The sequence below is a fragment of the Reinekea sp. genome, assembly GCF_046710285.1.
Classification (GTDB): Bacteria; Pseudomonadota; Gammaproteobacteria; order Pseudomonadales; family Natronospirillaceae; genus Reinekea.
Genome location: NZ_JBKEGY010000005.1, coordinates 50,509 through 69,500, shown reverse-complemented (window position 1 = coordinate 69,500; position 18,992 = coordinate 50,509). Strand labels below are relative to the sequence as shown.

General features: G+C 41.1%; 18 protein-coding genes. 7 read left to right on the top strand and 11 right to left on the bottom strand.

The features are described 5' to 3' along the window. Positions 1 to 6 precede the first annotated feature (6 nt). A complete protein-coding gene (locus tag ACI882_RS05315) occupies positions 7 to 822 on the bottom strand; it encodes an alpha/beta fold hydrolase (RefSeq protein ID WP_411746362.1) in 816 nt (271 codons plus the stop codon). Positions 823 to 1,078: 256 nt separating this feature from the next. On the opposite strand from ACI882_RS05315, the gene ACI882_RS05310 reads away from it, so the two are divergent. The 5 genes from ACI882_RS05310 to ACI882_RS05290 are packed head-to-tail and all read left to right on the top strand — an operon-like array spanning position 1,079 to position 5,306. Further along, a complete protein-coding gene (locus tag ACI882_RS05310; RefSeq protein ID WP_411748445.1) occupies positions 1,079 to 2,293 on the top strand; it encodes a hydroxymethylglutaryl-CoA synthase family protein in 1,215 nt (404 codons plus the stop codon). Between the two features lie 14 nt (positions 2,294 to 2,307). Continuing rightward, positions 2,308 to 2,760, top strand: coding sequence for a MaoC family dehydratase N-terminal domain-containing protein (locus ACI882_RS05305; protein WP_411746921.1), 453 nt, complete (start codon positions 2,308 to 2,310; stop codon positions 2,758 to 2,760). Continuing rightward, positions 2,747 to 3,235, top strand: a complete 489-nt coding sequence (locus ACI882_RS05300) for a hypothetical protein (protein WP_411746920.1) — start codon at positions 2,747 to 2,749, stop codon at positions 3,233 to 3,235. The genes ACI882_RS05305 and ACI882_RS05300 overlap by 14 nt, the downstream gene beginning before the upstream one ends. Further along, on the top strand, positions 3,232 to 4,131 hold the full coding sequence (locus ACI882_RS05295; RefSeq protein ID WP_411746919.1) for a CheR family methyltransferase: 900 nt from the start codon (positions 3,232 to 3,234) through the stop codon (positions 4,129 to 4,131). Before ACI882_RS05300 ends, ACI882_RS05295 begins: the two co-directional genes overlap by 4 nt. Before the next feature lie 2 nt (positions 4,132 to 4,133). Continuing rightward, a complete protein-coding gene (locus ACI882_RS05290; RefSeq protein WP_411746918.1) occupies positions 4,134 to 5,306 on the top strand; it encodes a GNAT family N-acetyltransferase in 1,173 nt (390 codons plus the stop codon). 72 nt (positions 5,307 to 5,378) lie between these two features. On the opposite strand, the gene ACI882_RS05285 is transcribed toward ACI882_RS05290, so the two are convergent. The 8 genes from ACI882_RS05285 to ACI882_RS05250 form a co-directional block, all read right to left on the bottom strand. Further along, positions 5,379 to 6,356, bottom strand: a complete 978-nt coding sequence (locus tag ACI882_RS05285; protein WP_411746917.1) for a glycosyltransferase family 2 protein — start codon at positions 6,354 to 6,356, stop codon at positions 5,379 to 5,381. A gap of 289 nt (positions 6,357 to 6,645) precedes the next feature. Next, the gene (locus ACI882_RS05280; RefSeq protein ID WP_411746916.1) at positions 6,646 to 8,214 is read right to left on the bottom strand and encodes a GMC oxidoreductase; all 1,569 of its coding nucleotides are present in this window, start codon (positions 8,212 to 8,214) and stop codon (positions 6,646 to 6,648) included. Then, positions 8,211 to 8,549: a hypothetical protein gene (locus ACI882_RS05275; protein WP_411746915.1), complete on the bottom strand. Its 339-nt coding sequence runs from the start codon at positions 8,547 to 8,549 to the stop codon at positions 8,211 to 8,213. Before ACI882_RS05275 ends, ACI882_RS05280 begins: the two co-directional genes overlap by 4 nt. 39 nt (positions 8,550 to 8,588) lie before the next feature. Beyond that, on the bottom strand, positions 8,589 to 10,046 hold the full coding sequence (locus tag ACI882_RS05270) for a hypothetical protein (RefSeq protein ID WP_411746914.1): 1,458 nt from the start codon (positions 10,044 to 10,046) through the stop codon (positions 8,589 to 8,591). Next, positions 10,043 to 10,417, bottom strand: a complete 375-nt coding sequence (locus ACI882_RS05265; RefSeq protein ID WP_411748444.1) for a hypothetical protein — start codon at positions 10,415 to 10,417, stop codon at positions 10,043 to 10,045. Before ACI882_RS05265 ends, ACI882_RS05270 begins: the two co-directional genes overlap by 4 nt. After that, positions 10,414 to 11,493, bottom strand: a complete 1,080-nt coding sequence (locus tag ACI882_RS05260) for a GNAT family N-acetyltransferase (RefSeq protein ID WP_411748443.1) — start codon at positions 11,491 to 11,493, stop codon at positions 10,414 to 10,416. Before ACI882_RS05260 ends, ACI882_RS05265 begins: the two co-directional genes overlap by 4 nt. A 28-nt stretch (positions 11,494 to 11,521) precedes the next feature. Then, on the bottom strand, positions 11,522 to 12,487 hold the full coding sequence (locus ACI882_RS05255; protein ID WP_411746838.1) for a polysaccharide deacetylase family protein: 966 nt from the start codon (positions 12,485 to 12,487) through the stop codon (positions 11,522 to 11,524). Between the two features lie 171 nt (positions 12,488 to 12,658). Next, on the bottom strand, positions 12,659 to 13,954 hold the full coding sequence (locus ACI882_RS05250; protein WP_411746839.1) for a FemAB family XrtA/PEP-CTERM system-associated protein: 1,296 nt from the start codon (positions 13,952 to 13,954) through the stop codon (positions 12,659 to 12,661). A 151-nt stretch (positions 13,955 to 14,105) separates the two neighbouring features. Between ACI882_RS05250 and ACI882_RS05245 the strand changes: the two genes are divergently transcribed. Continuing rightward, positions 14,106 to 15,554: an archaeosortase/exosortase family protein gene (locus tag ACI882_RS05245; protein WP_411746840.1), complete on the top strand. Its 1,449-nt coding sequence runs from the start codon at positions 14,106 to 14,108 to the stop codon at positions 15,552 to 15,554. Here ACI882_RS05245 and ACI882_RS05240 read toward each other — a convergent pair. Together ACI882_RS05240 and ACI882_RS05235 are read right to left on the bottom strand one after the other, a co-directional pair. After that, positions 15,551 to 16,546 (bottom strand): polysaccharide deacetylase family protein, encoded by a 996-nt coding sequence (locus ACI882_RS05240; protein WP_411746841.1) that lies wholly within the window; start codon positions 16,544 to 16,546, stop codon positions 15,551 to 15,553. The two genes, ACI882_RS05245 and ACI882_RS05240, sit on opposite strands and share 4 nt — an antisense overlap. A 3-nt stretch (positions 16,547 to 16,549) precedes the next feature. Further along, a complete protein-coding gene (locus ACI882_RS05235; RefSeq protein ID WP_411746842.1) occupies positions 16,550 to 17,716 on the bottom strand; it encodes an ATP-grasp domain-containing protein in 1,167 nt (388 codons plus the stop codon). Positions 17,717 to 17,868: 152 nt separating this feature from the next. Between ACI882_RS05235 and ACI882_RS05230 the strand changes: the two genes are divergently transcribed. Next, the gene (locus ACI882_RS05230; protein WP_411746843.1) at positions 17,869 to 18,981 is read left to right on the top strand and encodes a glycosyltransferase; all 1,113 of its coding nucleotides are present in this window, start codon (positions 17,869 to 17,871) and stop codon (positions 18,979 to 18,981) included. The last annotated feature ends 11 nt before the right edge of the window (positions 18,982 to 18,992 follow it).

Sequence of the window (18,992 nt, the reverse complement as noted above, 5' to 3'; positions counted from 1 at the left end):
GACTAATTAGTGGCAAAAAATACTGCTAACAATTTCTGGGTCCTTCCCAGGTATATCGTGACCGGCCTCTTTTTTGGCCAACATAACGTGACTGTTTAGTATGTTGTTTGCTATTTTTTCTTGGTATTGAATGGGCATTCTAGTATCGGATTCTGACCAAATTAGATTTGTTGGTGATTGAATTAGACTGAGCGCTTTTACCCATTCGTCATTATATGAGCGAGTAACAGTTAAGGCTTGTAATAACCGACTATTTGGGAACACTGTACGATACAAACTACTGTTTGATATTTTTGTTAAAAAAGCATTTAAATTCGATTCGTGATATATCAAGTTTTCAACAGAACTCAATGACATCGATCTTGGCCAACCAGAAGGGGCAAGTAGGGTTGTTGTAACAACGTATTCAGGATAATAAGCACTGAACCAAGCAGCCAAACTAGCCCCCATGGATGTTCCAACAATATGAACTTTCTCTATACCTAGCGCCTGTAAAAAATTTATTAAATTACGACTTTGAGTAGACAGAGAGTAATCGGAACTTTGCCATTCAGACTTACCAAACCCCGGTATATCGAGGCGTACCGAACTGGTGCAATGACTGACGGTATTCCAGACCGACTCCCAATTATTCATAGAGCCATTAAAACCATGTAAAAATAGTACTGGCACAGAATTAGGCTTTAAATTAGCTTGATATCGAATTTCCCCTTCGCTTGTAACTAAATATTTTTGGCCTTCAATATCATCAATTATGTATGAGTGCGGGCCCGTCCTTTCAATGTATATAACAAAGGCTGCGAGCGATGCTAGTGCGGCCAAAAATAAAATTCCTAGAAGAATCATGTACTTAGATAAACTCAACCTTTAGACCTCATAACGTTTCAAAGGAACCTCAAGTTAGCCTGTTAAAATGAGGAGTATTTACCTAGGGCATTCGCGCGTAGTAAATAAAAAACTGTTGCACCTAAACGTTTTGACATTCGATAGTGCATCGCTCTAGTATGAATAAATAGTATAGGTTTTAATCTGTTGTAAACAAATTTGACCATACTACAAATTGTAAAGGAGTACGATTTTGGATATTGGATTGGAAGCCATTGCATTTCATACAAGTCGCCATTACATCGATTTGAGCGATCTCGCCATTGCTCGAGGTATCGAGCCAGAAAAATTTACAATCGGGCTTGGCCAGAAAAAAATGGCTATAGCCAGTCCCATCGAAGACACCGTCTACCTAGCGATAAACGCCGCAAAAAAAGCATTAGTAAAGTTCAATATCTCCCCAGAGGAGATCGGCACGTTGGTGGTAGGCACAGAGACTGGCGTCGATCACAGCAAACCAGTCGCGGTGTATATACACCAAGCATTAGGCTTACCCAGCAATTGTATAACCTATGAAACGAAGCATGCGTGCTTTGGTGCCATGGCCGCAATGACCTCCTCAGGCGACTGGATAGCCTCAGGAAGGGCTAAGGGGCGAAAAGCACTCATAGTGGCTGCCGATATCGCTAATTACGCTGTAGGGTCTGCAGCAGAGCCAACACAAGGTGCAGGCGCTGTGGCAATGGTGGTTTCTGACACGCCAAAGCTCGTTAAATTCAATAGAGACATCAATGGTTACTTTACTAAAAATGTCATGGACTTTTGGCGACCACTTTATGCCAAAGAAGCTTTCGCCGATGGTCATTACTCAATTCAGTGCTACTTAGAAGCCATGACTGAAACAATCGCTGATGCTGGCCCAAACCTTCCCAATTTAGAAGAATTCAGTGCATGCCTTTATCACGTACCTTTTGTGAAGATGGCCACCAAAGCACATATGCGTCACTTTGAAGTAGATTCTAATACCGAAATAACAAAAGAGTCTGAAAACTTTACAAGCTTCCGCAACAGCTTTAAAGAAAAAACAGAACCCTGGTTAAACCTCAACGCCGAAGTTGGGAATATATATACAGGGTCACTATTTTTATCGTTAATAAATTTATTGACCAGCCCCAATTTACCGTTAGACCGTCCAATAAGCTTATTCTCCTATGGCAGCGGCTGTGCTGCTTCTATGACATCGATTCAGCCCATTGCTGGGTATCACGATTGGCTAGCGCAGTTTAATCCCGCAAAAGAGCTTGAAAGCAGAAAGCGGTTATCGGTAAAAGAGTATGAATACTTTATGGAACAAAGAGAGTTACAGCTCGGCGGAGATGATCAATTAAAACCATCAGATTGGGATGTACAAGGAGACTACCTTTATTTAGGAAATAAGAGCCATATTCGCCAATATCTAAATTTGTAGATGGAGTAGGTTTAATGGAAAACTATATACAACCAATTCGAGAGTTCACCTATCAGGTTACAGCGAAAGACATAATGCGCTTTTCTCAGGCGACTGGAGATGTTGAAGTTAAACATCAGTCGGCTAACAAAAACACCGAAGACCCAGGGTTAATGATCGCGCCTACATTATTTTGCCAATCTTTAGCCTATGAAAGTGTACCAGTTGCACAATTACCGAGTGATTTATCCCCAATTGAACTATTTGCAGATACCCCCACGACCAAAACCGTGGGCGGTTCGAGTGACTATGAGTTTAGTCAGTACGTTTTGGAAGGCGATACAATAACAGTGACTTCCGGCGTTCGTTCTATAGAAAAAAAAGAAGGCAGAAGTGGAACACTATACTTAGTAAAAGTAGAGACATACTTTAGAAACCAGTTTGGTGAAAAAGTAGCTAAGGAGATTGCGACTTATGTTAAAAGATAAGTATCATCTGGCCTTGAAAGTAACAGACCAAATGCAAACAGGTACTGAGTTACCTATCCTCAATTTCGAATTCAGTCGAACCCAAATATTTATGTACAGCGCAGTAACCTGGAACAGACATCGAATTCACTATGACTCAAAAGCAGCTCAAGAAGAAGGGCACCCAGATGTATTGGTTCAACGTGGGCTCATCGGCAATATTTTTTCCAGATATGCGAACGAAGTTTTTGTAGATAACTTTATAACCAATATTTCATGGAAGGTTATTTCCAGTGTGCTGCCAGAACAAACACTTCAATGTAAGGGCGTTATTACAAAGATTACTAACACAAGCTCAAAAGAGGAGGTTGAGTTAGATTTGACACTGCACCACCACGAAACCTTGGTATGCACTGCTACTTTAAAGGCTCGTGCAGAACAAGTAGCCGATACGGCACGTCCATTAGCTTGGAATAGTAGAGTGGCATCATCATGACATCGGCCGCTAAGCCGTTACAGAAAGCTGAGTTAAAAAAACGAATTTTGGGTGTTTGTAAAAACGCGCTGAAAGACTTACGAAGAGTTTTATACTTCAACACTTTATATGTTCCCTTTGCCAAGAAAAAACATGCAAATATCAACAAGCTAACTCAGCGTAGCCAAAAGCATACTTATACCGCCTTTAACAGGTCACCGGGGCAGCTCGATGCCTTATGCGGGCCGGTCATGGAGGTACTAAGAGGCTTAGACCAAGGTAGTACCTTGCAAATTAACATTCTTGCAGGTTCTATCGGCGCCGAAGCGTATACGGTTTCATCGACACTGGCGTCAAGGTTTCCAAACTTGAGTTTTCATATTCATTGCTGTGATCTGCATGAGGAAACAATTGCGCGTAGCAAAAGTGGGCGATATACAAAACAAGAAGTCCACGGATTAGGTGTGACAGATACTTTTATTAACAAAACGTTCAATCGTGAGAACAATGAATATTTTGTTAAACCTGAACTGAAAGAAAAAATAACCTTCTTTCCTGCAAATATCGTGACCGATGATTTAGAGGCAATGTACCCCAAAGCCGATATTGTCCTAATGCAGAATGTTTTATTTCATTTGGACGACGAACAAGCAGAGCAAGCTTTTGAAAATGGCCTTAAAACGGCAAAAGAGAGCTCGGTTGTCTTTATAGATGGCATGTCACTAGACATGCGCGGAAAGTTAGTCGAGCGGAATAAAATGGTGCCGCTTAATTATAGAGTTAAAGAAATACATGAGTATGCGCGTAGGCATGTGCCAGATGACTGGTGGAAGTACTATTACGGAATGGAGCCTTATTCATTTTTAACGTCGAACAAATTGAATAGATACAGCACTATATTTGTCAGGCGAGTTTGAAAATGAATATTAGTGAGGCTGTCAAACCTGAAACGAAGCTTCGCACTGAAGCGTGGAGTGAAGAGAAATTCTTCCAGGCTGAACAGGAATGGCAAAACTTGCTTAATGACTCGAATGCCGACCCCTTATTCATGTCTTGGTATTGGATGGCCAATTGGTGGAAGCTACGTAAAACAGAAAGATCAAAGCTAAATATTATTGCTGTCTATCAGGACGGGAAGTTAGTCGGTATTGCGCCACTCTATGTTGAATCTATTAGATACTTTAAAGGATTATTGCGCTCGAATTGTCTTCAATACATGGGGAAAAGTGTCAGAGGAGGCTCAGGAATTCGTGCTGAGTATCTTAGTTTTATTCTGAAAAGTGATATTTGGGAGGAGGTTGTTAAAAGCATCCTATCTTTTATTGATATGCATATTGAGTGGGATGAATGGTATCGTGAAGATATAGACTATGAGTCAGCAGAGAATAGTGTGGTTTCTAAATGGTTGGAAGCAAGAAAATGCTATGGGCGATTAGAGTATGGTGGTTCTTCATATGCGATTGATAGTAGTGGAGATTTTGAACAATATTGTGCATCTTTAGGAAAGCACACTAGATTGAAGCTTTTAAATAGACGAAAGCTCTTAGAATCGAAAGGCCATGTTGAATTAAAGTGGTTGTTACCTAGTGATCTCGATGAATACGTTGAAGAGATTAATCGGTGGCATCAACAACGTTGGGGCCATGATGCATTCAGTGGAAAAAGTTATTTATTCTTGAAGTCACTTGTATCTGAAAATTCTAGTTTAGATTTTAGCTACAGTAGCATGCTTGTATTAGACAAAAAGCCACTATCCGTCATGATAAATGTACGTATTGATAACGCTGTCTACAATATACAAATAGGGTTTATCGATAATTACGACAAGCGGATCTCCCTGGGAACGCTTCACATAGGTTATGTGCTTGAAAGTGCTTTTAAAGACCATAAAGTAAACTTATTTGACTTTCTTGAAGGTCAAGGTAAGTATAAAAATTATAAGGAGCGAATAGCAGTAGAGAATATAAAAATTAATACGATGAAATGGATAAAAAGCCCAATATTAAAATTTTTGTATCTTAGTTATGATAAGTTTTTACGAAAAATTAGACTAGCTATAAAAAGATTTAGATTCAAGCGTCTTGATACTTAATTAGAACTGTTATGATTAGTGATTTTATAAACATATATTTTCAAGTTATGATTTTTTGAAATTTACGTACTACTAAGAATTTCTAGTAATTGGCTTTTTACCTTTTAGTATCGCAATGCATGATTCGAAAGAAAGAAATAAGAACCTCTTGATGCCCATGATCCGATACGCACGCCAAAGCAAAGATAATTTTAGGGTTGAGAGTGCTCCCCTAAATACGCCATAAAAGTCATTGAAGTACCAGCGATTATAATCTTTTAGGTTTCCCATTAGAAAATCTTCATCTCGACCCCAGAGCTTTTCCATGACATAGATACGAGAAAGCATGGTCTCTTCTGCGCTTATATTTGTTGCTCGATGAATTTCAGGAGCATGCTGTATTGCAAGTGATGCGTCGACAAAGGCGACATGGCCTTTTTTGCAGCAACTAGAACTAAATAGCCAACTTTCGTTGCGTTTCAATCCCAATTCAAATCGTAATTCACTGCCAATCAGCTGTTTATTAAATGACATCGCAGAAGGGAGAATATGATCAGCCTGTAGCTGATCAAGATATAAGTCCCCATAGTAAACTGAATAGCGGGTGCTGCTTACCTCTAATAATGACAAAGCATTTCGATGATCCCTTTTATGTGTAGACCATCGACTAATTCCATTTGGCAGTAGCTGGTCATCATTAGGGCCGTTAAAGAAATCAGAAAATGCCGCTACTAATGATAAGTTTGCTTTGTATGCAGCACGATGAGCAGCAAGATGGCCAGTTATCCATTCATCATCGTCATCTAGTAGTGCTATATGGGCGTTTTTGGCGTTTTCGATTCCAATGTTGCGAGCATGAGAGACACCACCATTTTCAACTAATACATAGTGCAATGAACTTTGCTGATCACAATAAACCGAAACGGCATTATAATCGATTGTTGAGCCATCGTTAATGATCCAGAGCTCATCTCCCTCAATCATATTTGCTTGCGCACTCTTGATCGCTCTTAATGCCAAATCTGGACGGTTATAGGAAGGGATGACGATAGAGAAATACAGCTCGCTCATCGTTGCTTCTCCACATCACTTTTTTTGTAGCATAGAGAGATTAATTTATTAAGTCCACTCACTAAAATTGCGGCATAGAAACTAAGATAGGTAAGTTGGAAGGTAAACGTATACGAACTTGATTGCTGTGAATATCCTAATACATTTAGAACGATATAAAGGGCCACTATAAATGTAGCCAAGCCCAAAAATAGAGATTTTGAAGGGTTAATCCTTAAAGATCTAAAGCACCATTTGACTAGAAAAATTTCTACTATAGAAAGTAATATAGCCTCTACGACAATAAACATTAGCCTATTCCGTTTAAAGTAAGGTGATCGGAGAGTCGTATGGCGAGTGCTACGATGGTCATTGTCGGGTTAACATGGCCAGAGGTCGGGAATACTGAACTTCCAGCAATATATAAGTTATTTATACCAAATACTTTGCACTGTGCGTCTACCACTCCTTGTTGAGGGTTGCGCGACATACGAGTTGTTCCCATGTGGTGAGCAACATCAGTAAAGCTGGGCTTTGCGTCATCGTTTACATTGTTCATCCACTCAGGTGTTTTTATACGAATGCCATGATCTTTTGTGAATTTCTGTGCAATGGCAAGCGAAGCTTTTCGTGAGGTTTCTAAATCGAGGCCGGTTACTTCCCAATGGATATTTGCGACCGCTTGGCCAAGTGCATCTATCGTGTTTGTTAGTGTGATTCTACTATTAGGGTTGGGGGCTTGCTCCGTTTCAATGACTATTGTATTTGATGACTTATCAATCATGGGTGCTCCCGGAGCAATTAGCTTGCGCCGAATATTCAAGTAGATATCTTGAGCGCCCATTAGCGCTTCTTTCGCGTGTAAAAAAAATGAAGAACCGCTCGTGTTACCACCGACAATATGAGTGAATGAACGTGTAGGTGAGTAGGTATTAGGTACGTACTCCATCCAGCAGCCTGAATTCAAAATTTCTTTTTCTTGTAGGAGCTTAGGCGTAGCTTCTAACCCTAATAAATATCGGCGATTCTGCCACGTGTACTCATTATACGTTTGGTTAAGGGCGTAGGGGTTCCCTGTAACGTCAGCCACTAATTTAGTTCGTAAATGCTCCATAAAATAACGACCGACTAAGTCATTTTGATTTCCAAGCCCTTCACTCATTTGCGAATTAGCATTTAACAGAATTCTTGCGTTTTCAATACCACCGCAACTGAGTATGAATTTTTTGGCCCTTAACTCACGACTAAAACCCTTAAGTGAAGCGACCTTTACCGTAGACACTTCAGTCCCTTGATTGTTGAGCAGTATATTGGTTACGTTAGCGTTAAAATACACATGAACGTTGTTCGCTTCTTTAAGGGGTTGTACGTATTTTAGGCCAAAGCGAGTGGGCGCGCTGTACTGCCAAACATGGAAATTCCAGTCATCACCTAATGTGGGTAGTGGTATGTTCTTTTCTTTAAGCGAAGTGTAATCAAAGCTTTCAGAATTAATATCAATGTATTGAGTAGCGCGCTTGTAGTAGGGGTCAAGTTCAGTTCGCGTAATCGGCCAACCTGAATGTGGCACCCAATCTCTTTCTGAAAAGTCAGATTCAGAAAGTGGGCCACAACGTCCATCCCAGTGGTTGGTTGTACCACCAAAAAATCTTAAACGGGTGCTTATTTGAGGTTGTCTAGGGATGCCTGTGGTTTCGGTCTCATAAAGTTGTTGAGTTTCCCACTCGAGAAGGTTATTGCCGCTTTCGAGTAAGGCGATACTAAACCCTTTATCTTTAAGTTCCATCGCTAAGGTTATACCCGCGGCACCGGCACCAATAATGCAAAAATCGAACAGATGTTCACCAAACTTTTTGATGCTGTCTATATCGGTAATCATAAGATACCTCGATGCACCACAAAGCTATAAGCAATTACCATAGCTTCAATTCTGGTTAACCACCAACCGTCTATATTTATAAGCTCGCCGCTCTGCTCTTGTTTAGTATTTGTCTCTTCTATCAATTTAAAATTAATTTCATTGTTCTTGGTCGTATAGAAATTCATACCTTCTACGACAGACGCAAGACCTAATTTGTTTAGTGCTGCTAAACCAATTGAATTGTGACTATCATCAAATTTTTTAGACTTTGGCGAGAAAGCCAATAGGTTAGGAGCTGCAGATAGACAGGAGCCTAAAACTGTTAACGTTTTTATTGCGTTTCGTCGCAGCATTTCTAACCTCGATATTAAAAAATACTAAAAGCCAGAGTATTAGTGAATTGGCGGAACCCACTGCTCACAAGCTAATAAAGTTTGGTACTCTTCCCATTGCTGATTATCACTGTTCTTCAGCCGGTTATATAATCGACTCAACTTCAACATTCGTTGAATACGCTGAAATCTTGCCAGTTCACGCATGGTATCTATATTTTGATTGACCAATTCAACTCGCTCTTTCTCTAACTGTATCAGCGTTAACATGCTTTCTTGCGAGGCAAGCCATTGATTAATATTGAGCTTTTCATCACTGAGTGTTTGGTGATATTGCTCAGTTTTAGCGTTGTTGAGTTGTGGCCATCGTAAAACAAGATCCGGCAATAATGCTGCACGGGCCTGACTCATTTTACTGCTTACAGATTTGAACTCACGGTGAACCGCATCAGCTTGATTTTGAGCTGCTTTTAATTTTTGCGCGGTTTCCGTTAAAAAGTTTTGAGTGCCTATTTGGCTTTCAAAATCGAAGGCTAATATGGCGGCTGTTTGGTCGAACTCGTTATCGGATGATGCACTGTAAGCAGAAGACCAACGCTCACTCCAGTGTTCATTTGCTAACAGGAAGTCTTCGCTGGTTGATCGGGGAATGTCTGAGCTACGTCCATAACGGTAAGCATATATGTGGGCTTCACTAAGCGATACTGTTCCATCTTGGTCAATGTCTGTAGATTCTGTGACAGGCGTGCCGTTGCGGTTACTGCCAGTGAGGGCAGCATAAAAGTATGAGGCGTAATCACGATAATCTTCGGTGTTAATGCTCTCGGTGCAACCTTCTGAAAGTTGATCATCTGCGACGGCGGTAAAGCCACAAACCAATGCACCTACTTTTAGACCCTGCTTAGCGTTGAAGTTTGTGAAGGCCAAACGGTTAAAGCCACCAGAATAGCACTGTGGTAAAACGTATCTAATAGTGCTGTTTGAATCTGCTTGTTCAAAAGCTTCGCCCATCTCAACAACAGAAAGTTCAGTGTTGTTCCACAAATAAAGAAAGTTATTTAACCCGCCCTGATTGCGACCACCATGACCACTGTAGGTTAAAAATAGGCTGTCATTGTCTGTTAATGAAGCTACTTGCTCGTTTAAGGTGGCAACTAAGTCTTTCTTTTCCATAGTGCGCTGATTGTTGCTGCCAATGTAGGCGCGTCTGTAGCGCGTTTGCTCATCTGTATCAGAATTAAAAACTAAGTCTAATAAGTTATTTCTATTTTGTTGCTGAGGTTCGGTGTAGCTTATTTCAAATGGATTAGATTTATTGCTGCCAAACTGAGTAATTACCTTGTCGAAATTGCTTTCTTTGAGCACTTGGTCAAACCAAATAACATTCGATTCAATTGAAAATTGGGAATTTTGAGGGTTCGGGCCGCCACCAAACAGTAAAGCGTTATTCTCAGCTGCACTGAAGTTGGCAATAATAACCAGCGCGAGACAAGCTAATGCGAGTTTAGAATTTTTCACAAACGAGCTCCTCGTATAAGCATTAAATTAAGTAGCCAGCAAATACAGAACACAATGGCCAATAAGGGGCTGTAGTGCAATATAAAAACAGCAAGAATCAAACTGAAAAATATCGTAATGCGGCCCAAACTTTGGCTAACTCGGTAAAGTAGCTGAGTAATAAGGGCTGTACCGAACATAAGAAAAAATATATAAAGCCCGTTCTCTACTAGCTGCATAAGTAGTTCTTTTTTAGAGCCATAAGTAAGTTGATACACAATTTCCTGACTGCCAAAGCGGTAATCAAAGGCTATAAGTGTTGCTAGGCATACGCCAGCAAGTAACCCACTGAAAATAAAAGTTCGAATGGGCCTAATGGAACGAATATTCATGAGTGTGCTGCCTTATTTTTAAACTTGGCCAATATGGGTCTAAAACTATCTTTTGTTTGTGCTTTTAACCACGCAACATAGCCCGAAGTATTGGCCCGATAAAACGTTAACCAATGTACCATCTGTACTTGAGGATGCCAACGGTCGGCCCAATCGGGGCCGGTCACCAAATTAACTTCATTAAGAGGTCCATGAGCGGTATAGGCTAAGGTATCGCTCAACAATATATTACCAGGCGCGTAGTTTTGATAGTCGGGGTCATAAGAGATTTTAACTAAGCTGAGACGGTTACTGCTGCGCAAAGCAAATTGTCCTGCAATGGTTTCATCGCCTAATCTACAAAGGCTTAAATAGCAATCGTCAGTGGTTGAAAATTCGGCTGCTATAAAGCGGTAAAAAGCTTCTAAATTTGGGTCGAGTAAAACGCTGGTATTCTCGCCTTGAGCGCCTTTCCAACTTTTATTTTCAATTTCTAAGATACAAGTCACATCTTGATCAGAGTAAATACCATGGCTAAAGCGCAACTCGCCCTGTTCTTTTTCTAGTTTACGCTGTAATCGGCCAACATTTTTTAAATGTTTTTTAGATATCATCTTTAACGAAATGCTTTCACATACATCAAAACTGGCATTTTTTAAGTAGGGATCAAAGTGCTTTAAACCCCGGTGTTGGGTATGTAGCTTAAAAATGGCCGAGCTTTCTAAAGCAGGTCGTATACTAAATTGGCACCAACCTATAAAGTTGTCATCAAAAAAACTTAATAACGAACTAAACCAATTGGGCGTGCAGTGTGTAGGCTTTATGACTAAATCAACAAGATCTATTTGCGAATGTACTGGTAGCGAAATTACGTTGGTTTCTTGATTATATTCAAACGGTAGTACTGCAATGAGCGCTTCCTTTTTTAGACAAACTATCCAGCGAAGCTCGGGTAGTAGGTGCTTTTTTAAACCATTATTCCAGCGCCAATCGTGATAAAAGTTTTGGTCATAGCAGCCCTCTTGTAATTGAGCCCATTGTTCAATTAACTGGGGGTTTTGTTCTAAGTTGTCGATAATTTTAAATTGATAGGTCATGGGTTATCGGCTTTCTATTTTTCGGCGATTAGCGAAACAAGGCTAAGTTTTTAGCGCGTTCTATCCAACTGCAGTATTGTTTGAAATCGGTCAATGTATTTGGAAATGCAAAGCGATTTAGTGAATATATGTCGTTTTTATGTTTGTTTTTAATGTCAATGTAGCCTGACTCAGCTGAAAGTGCAGATTTAAACCCCGCGTTAGCCACAATTTGTTTTTCACGCATGCCAAAATCTACATTAGGGCGGCCTGTTGGGTAACAAAACACTGGGCATGGATTGCTAAGCTCTTCTTGTATGCGTTGCCAACTACGCTCAATTTCTTGCTTGGCTTCTTCGCCGCTTAATTGTGAAAGCACGTTGTGTGCACAGGTATGAGGTCCAAACTGCACGTAATTTGATTCCGCTTGTTTGGCTTGCTGCCAAGTCATTGATCTGTATTGGGCTGGCGCTTCTATAGGCACCTGTACGTCTAAGCTGTGCGCCAAGTGCTGTACAGACTTATGTGTTTCACCAATGGAATAAGCTTTTAAAAACCAACGGATTTTCCTTGTAAAGCTACGCTTTTGGTCATAGCTAGCTATATCGGCCGTAAAGGGTTGGCCTGCAAGAATGGTTTTCACTTGTTTATGTTTGGTGTGTTGAATTATGTACTCTAGCTTGTAATCCCATGACCAGCTTTTTTTGTCTAGCATATCTGTGGCTAAGAAAAGCGTGACGGGTATTTTATGTTTTTCAAAAAGAGGTAAGGCAACTTCGGCTTGTTCCGCAAAGCCATCGTCTAAGGTAAAAGCAACGGAGTTTTTAGGTAGTGGAATGTTATTAGCGAGAGCATCACTAATTTGCTCAATAGAAACACCTTGATAACCGTGCTCGTTAATGAAGCGAAGGGCTGTTTCAATGCTTTCAACAGAGTGGCCAGAAATACCGAGGTCTTTGTTTTCTATACGGTGCAGCATGAATACAGGAATAACATTGGCACGCAAAGGTGCCATTACCGCGCTAATAGGGCGGCTGGCCAGTATCCTTACTGTCAGATCCGTGAGTGTTGTCCGTAACATTCTAACCGTCAATTCAATTTAAACGTATGCTAACTCTGTCACATAAACTACCCAATTTGAAGTAATAACTACCAAATTAGGCGATTTATTATAAGAATATAATTTTTAAGGTATATTTTTAATAACCCGTGGCCCAATAAGGTTTGCAAACCAAATGGGTAGGCGTTTCCAAATAGCTATTAATAGCTTAAATTTAGGGTTATCTGGGTTGGTTTGCGCAATGTCATTGCCGTTTTTTGATGCATAGTACCAATAGTGAGCAACAGGTTGAGCACCCCATTGCTTCTTAAATTTGTAAGTGCCTGCATCTATAGTAGACCGACCAAAGTCAAAATACATAAACCCTTTTTTAATCGCAAAACCCAATATTTGACGGTACATCCACATATTTATGTTCATGGCATTGGCGCTTTTTATTGTAGAAGCCCAAGGCACTTCTAGCATATCTCGGTGACCAGTTAAAAAAGCAGTGCCGACCGGCTTATTATTCACGTAAGCCACAATAATGGTCGCGTTGTATTGCAGTTGATCTAACAAGGTAGCAAACCACTGTTTCGAATAAACTGGGGTTCCTAAATCTCGCATGTTGCGAGCAAAAACCTTATAAAAATCATCTAGTAAGTCATGGTGTCCAAAAGCAACGCTAGGGTTGTGTTCATTTGCTTTATTCACCTGAGCCCTAACTTTGCTGCCTACTTTGGCATCGAGTTCTTCGGCTGTTTTAGGTAGTGCTAAGATCATTGAAGCTTTTTTATCGGCAAAAGGAAGGTCTATGTTGGCAACCGTAGTACGAACTTCTGCGTGTGAGGCTTTATGGCCATCTAACAGCTGTTTGCTGTGCTTAATAAGCGCCTCAAATACATTCACGTAGCTTGTTAGGGGGCCACCATAATTAAAGTAAGGGGTAGATACTAAAAAGGTACCGAACAAACGGCTGCTTAATTTTGTGAGCGGTAGTCCACCTACAATTTCACCGTCACATATAGCCACCAAAATATCGGTTTTATGGCCAAATGCTTGTTCAATGGCTGCATAGAGTGTGGTTTCGTGACACAAAGATGTCGCCAGTGCTTGCTGGCAAAAATGTTGCCAGCGTGGCCATTGCTCTTGCGTTAAGGTTTCAATAATAAAGGGGGCGTTTAAATCTTGCTCGGGCGCAGTAAACTGGCTAGGAAAGCAAGGCGCATTGTTTTCAACATCTGTAGAGGAGTTGGGGTTAGATATTTGAGCTTTGTATTGCGTTTCTAGCTCTGCTATCTGGCTACTTATAGCCTGCATTTGTGTTTTAAGCTGAGCCAATAGGCTTGGGTTCTCTTTTGCCGTTTTAAATTGGCTAGAAATAGCGCCCTTGGTTTTTTTGAGTGCTTTAATTTGAGATTTTAGATTTGCTTGTGTCGGCATAATTCCATTTTACCTGGGGTAGAGCGCTTACTCGTAAGTTGAGTGCTTAATCAATCCGTGATTGCTGACTAAATTAAATTTCTTTAGTAGACTGGGCGAATTATACAGAATTCGCCTTCAGAAAGAAGCGCCTAATGTGATGGACCACACTATGAAACCCGTTTATCGGCCTGCCATGAGCATGCTACTATTTTTGGTGGCAATAACTGCTTTAGCTTTCAGCTTATATCTAGATACATTAACATCGTTGCATGTTAAATGGACCCAGTGGGATGCAGCCTATTCCCATGGTTACCCGTTGTTTTTAATATCGCTCTACTATTGTTGCACGCAAATGTACCAGCAATCAGCAAGCTGGCGACCCCGTAAAACTTATGCCTTGTTTGCTTTACTGCCTGCAGTACTTTGGGGTTATGGGGGTGCCACGCAAATTCAAGTGCTGCAGCAAGTTTCCTGGCCTATCGCTATTTTTACCCTGGCATTACCTATTGTAGGAATACGACTAGCTTTGCGATTAATTCCCGTGTTTTTGCTGATGTCGCTTTCTATTCCAATTTGGGATCTAGTGAACCCGCTGCTGAGATTTTTAACAACAGAGGCCTCAACCTTTTTAGTTAGGCTAGTAGGTATAACTGCTTACATCGATGAGTTTTCATTTACGCTGCCCTACGGAACGGTCGTCATAGCCGGCAGTTGCTCTGGTTTAGCCTTTTTTATGATGGCGCTGAGTTTATCAGGCATCAATGCATTTTACCGTCGGTTGCCCGCTAAATATGCCGTAATAAGCATGTTAATTTTGGTGGCGCTAGCGGTGGTGGGTAACTGGCTACGAGTAACGGCACTTATTATGATCGCCTACTATTCCAAAATGCAAAATAGCCTTGTTTATGACCATGGTAGTTTTGGTTGGTACATTTTTGCGGCTATATTTTTTGTTTACTTAATGCTGATACGCAATTTCCCAGAAAAAACCAACAGTTCCGAAAACTATTCAGTGAAACCAACCCAACAAACAAAAAACGCAAACCCATTGGCGGCCCTGGTGGCAAGTGTGCTGGTTTTGTTGTCTTTACCACTTTATATGAACTATCAAAATAACTTAGCGCCGAGCGAAGTTGTGAATGCAGAATATGAAGCTGAAGTAGGGTTTGAAGCTTGGTTGCCGCACTACACGGGCATGGATGCAATAACTCATTCAACCCAATTAATTGACGGTAGCACTTGGCAGTATTCACAGCTTGCTTATTACGCTCAACATCAAGGTAAAGAGCTGGTGAGCGATCAAAACGTGTTAGCCAACGACAAAGTTAAACAATATTCAGATGTGATTCAGCTTGATGCCACCCCATTGGTTTTTAGTGTCATCCAAAATGGTTCAAAGGCTAGGTTGGTTGTATGGGGTTACCGCATTGCCGGTAACATGGAAGTGGCCGCAATGGCCGCAAAACATGCGCAATTTATGGGGTATTTAAATGGCCGCACCGATGTAGCCCTTGTTTATTTAACCCGAACCTGCCAAACCCAGTATTGCGAAAGTGAAAAACTAGCCCTGCAAGCCAATAAAGAAGCGTGGTTGCCGTTATTTTTAAAGCAAAACTAACCAGCAAGCCGAGCTAAAAATTTGATGCGGCTATTGCTGGCATCATCATGAATGGCGATGCGTGTTATTTCATGCCTATTAAAGTTGCTGGAAGAGTTAATACCATTTTTAGTGGTCACTGCGGCTAAGTAGTTTTGTTTAACTAAATTAAGCGCTTCTTGGTTGTAATCGCCATTGGGGAAGCAGAAAAGCTCAATGCTTTTATCCAGCTTAGACTCTAATGTTTGGCGGCTATTAATAATTTCGACTTGCAAGGCTTCGGTACTTAAACCCTTATCTAACCGCTGATGCGTGCAGGTATGGCTTTCAACTTTCATAAAACCAGATTCATCGCACTCTTTGAGTTCTTGCCAATTCATCAGCGCTCTATGCGTGCTGTTTTGTAACAGGCTTTGCCAGTTAATGGCATTAAGCGCTGCAAAAATTTCAGCCTCTGAATATAGCTTCAAATTATCAATGCATTGGGCGTTCTTTTCTTTTGAAAAGGCTTCTAAGCTTAATTGGTACGCTGGCTGCAATAATGGTTGCGAGTTTAACTCAGGTGCTTTTAAGGCAATGAGCTCACTGACAATGTTTGGCCAAAACCGGAATGGAGTACCTATTTTATCGCTAACGGCAAACAAAGTAGCGCTGATGTTATGTTTTTTTAGAATGGGCAGTGCAAACTCGTAGTTATCGGCCCAGCCATCATCAAATGTAATGGCGCAAGCTTTTTGGGGCAGTGGTTCATTTGCTTGCTGTTTAGCAACCCAGCTGCTTAAGCTTATTAAATCAAAGTGTTTTTTAAGTTCAAGAATGTGCATTTCAAAGGTTTCTGGTGTGACTATCATGCCAGGCTCTTCTAAGTTAAACCGAGGGTCCGTTGTTGGCAAAATGCGGTGGTACATCAGCACCCAAAGGCGTGGGTCGTCCATGGTTTTAGTGTGTGCCCCGTAATTGGCTTTAACCCAGTTACGGGCAGCTTTTACGGTTGCTTTTAATGTATTAATCATAAATTACCCCTTAAGCGATTTGATGTAGAGCTTAAATTCAAACCAAGCGGGTTTAAAATCACCAAAGCGGTTCACTTCATGCCGTTGGTTAAAAAAAGTAGGCTTTAAAAACAGCCCAATGCGGGCAATTTTCTGCATCAAACTATTTTTACGCTTTAAAAATATATAGAGGCTGTCTACATCTCCCAAAAGCCAACGCAGCTTTTGACCTATCTTAAAATGGGTTGTTTTACACACGGGTTCACCAAAATGCATTTTCACTAACAAGGCAGGGAAATTTACTCCAGCATCTACGGCTAACTGCAACGATCCCCAAAAGCGAGTGTTCACTTCCATTAAGTAAGCCTTGCCTTGCGGGTCAATGCGGTACTCCACCATGGCCACACCATGCCAATTGACACTGGAGAGTAGGCTTTCTGAGGCTTGTTTTAAGTTTTCGGGCACCGCCACGCTTTGGCTTAAAACTGAAACCCCACCTTCAGGGGGCTTTTCACGTAAGCGTTGGTGGGCAAAGTAGCTTACCGGCTTACCATGATGGTAAAGGCAAAATACACCGGCACCGTGGCCAGGTATAAAGCTTTGTAACATGAAGGGGTGCTCGGTTAGGTAGGTATCTGCTTCTAATGCAGCGAGTAAGTCTTGCTCTGACCGTAAAATACGAACCGTGGTGCTTATCCACTTATTTTGGTCATAGATTTTTGATTGCGCAGGCTTGAGCACAATAGGGTAGCTAACGGTTTTGGTGTCTAGCGTTTTAGCGTTTTGGTAAAAGAGCGTTTCTGGTACGGCAATGTTTGCTTGACTGGCTTGGCGCACTAAATTGGCTTTATCGGCTAGCTGCATCACCGTGTTATAGCTTGGGAAAGCCATGGGCAATTGCTCAGAGCTAAAATTTTGCATGAGCAAAAGCTGGCTGGTAATTTCAGTCACCGGCATTATTAAATCAAACTGACCATCAAGACAGTTATTTTGTACCCATTCTATAAAGCCAATAGCATTCTCTTTAGAGCATGGCACTTGAATGTAACGTTGAGAGTATTTGGAATACCCAGCTAAGGCTTCGGGGGTGCTGTCGGCCGTGGTGATATGTACATCATCTAGCTTGCCAACTGAGCGAGTAACAGCAAGGGCACTGCGTTGAGCGGCATCTAAGACCAATATTTTGCGCATTTTCGATTCCATTCGATAAGGTGTTCACTAAAAACTAAAGCAATTCTACACTATAGAGGTTTTGAAGTGCAGCAGTGATATGGGTGTTTGTTCATAGACAGGCCAGATTAGTGTAGGTAAAATACCCGTTCTACAATAACTGGATCAATGGAATGACCAGCGTTAAGCAAAAACCTACAATACTGCATGTTATAGATACAACTGGCCCGGGTGGGGCTGAGACTGTATTTTTAGACTTAGCTGAAAAAATGCATATTGAAGGGCACCAAAATTTAGCACTCATAAAAGGCCCGGGTTGGGTACAAAACCAATTACAAGCTAGAAGCATTCCTTTTCAAGTTATTAAGCCATACGGCTTTTTGTCACTTCCTTATTATTTAAAGCTAGCCAAGTTGCTAAAACATGAGAACGTTGTGTATGTGCAAGCGCACTTATTGGGTTCTGCGTTAACGTTTGCTATTCTCAGTTTAGTAACAGGTACTCCTGTTGTTGCAACCTTGCATGGGCAAGTTGATGTAAACCCCAATGAACGCTTTATAGGCACTAAGCGCTGGCTACTTAAAAAAGGCTTACGCAAAGTGATAGCAGTTAGCGGGCAATTGGCAGACTACTTAGCCAACCGCAACCTATTTTCCAGACAACAACTCAGCGTTATACATAATGGTATTAACGTAGCACGCTACAACGTAGAAGATTCCGGCCAACTCAGAAAGCAATATGGCTGGCCAAAAGAGGCAATCTTAGTTGGAAGCATAGGCAATATTCGCCCCGCAAAAGACTACCAAAACCTAATTAAAGCAGCGGCACTGGTTGTAGCAGAAAACCCAAACACACATTTTTTAATAGCAGGGCATTCTAAAAAGCCTTTGCAAACTGAACTTGATGAACTTGTTACCAAATTAAACCTAGAAAAACATATTCATTTTTTAGGCTTTTTAGACAACACCCCAGAGTTTTTAGCACAGCTAGATGTATTTACTTTATCTTCAAAAGAAGAAGGTTTCTCGATATCTACCTTAGAGGCCATGGCGGCAAAGCTGCCCATAGTTGTTACCCAGTGTGGCGGCCCAGAAGAAATTATTGAACCCAACGTTGACGGGCTTATGGTTGAGGTAGGTTCGCCTGAGCAGTTAGCGACGGCAATACTAAACGCAGCTAAAGACAGTGAAGCTCGAGTGAATAAAGCATTCCAAAAAGTAGAAACACAATTTAACGAGCAAGTGCTCATAAAAAAATACAGCGCAATCTGCGTAAGCACTATATAGCTTTGGAGAAA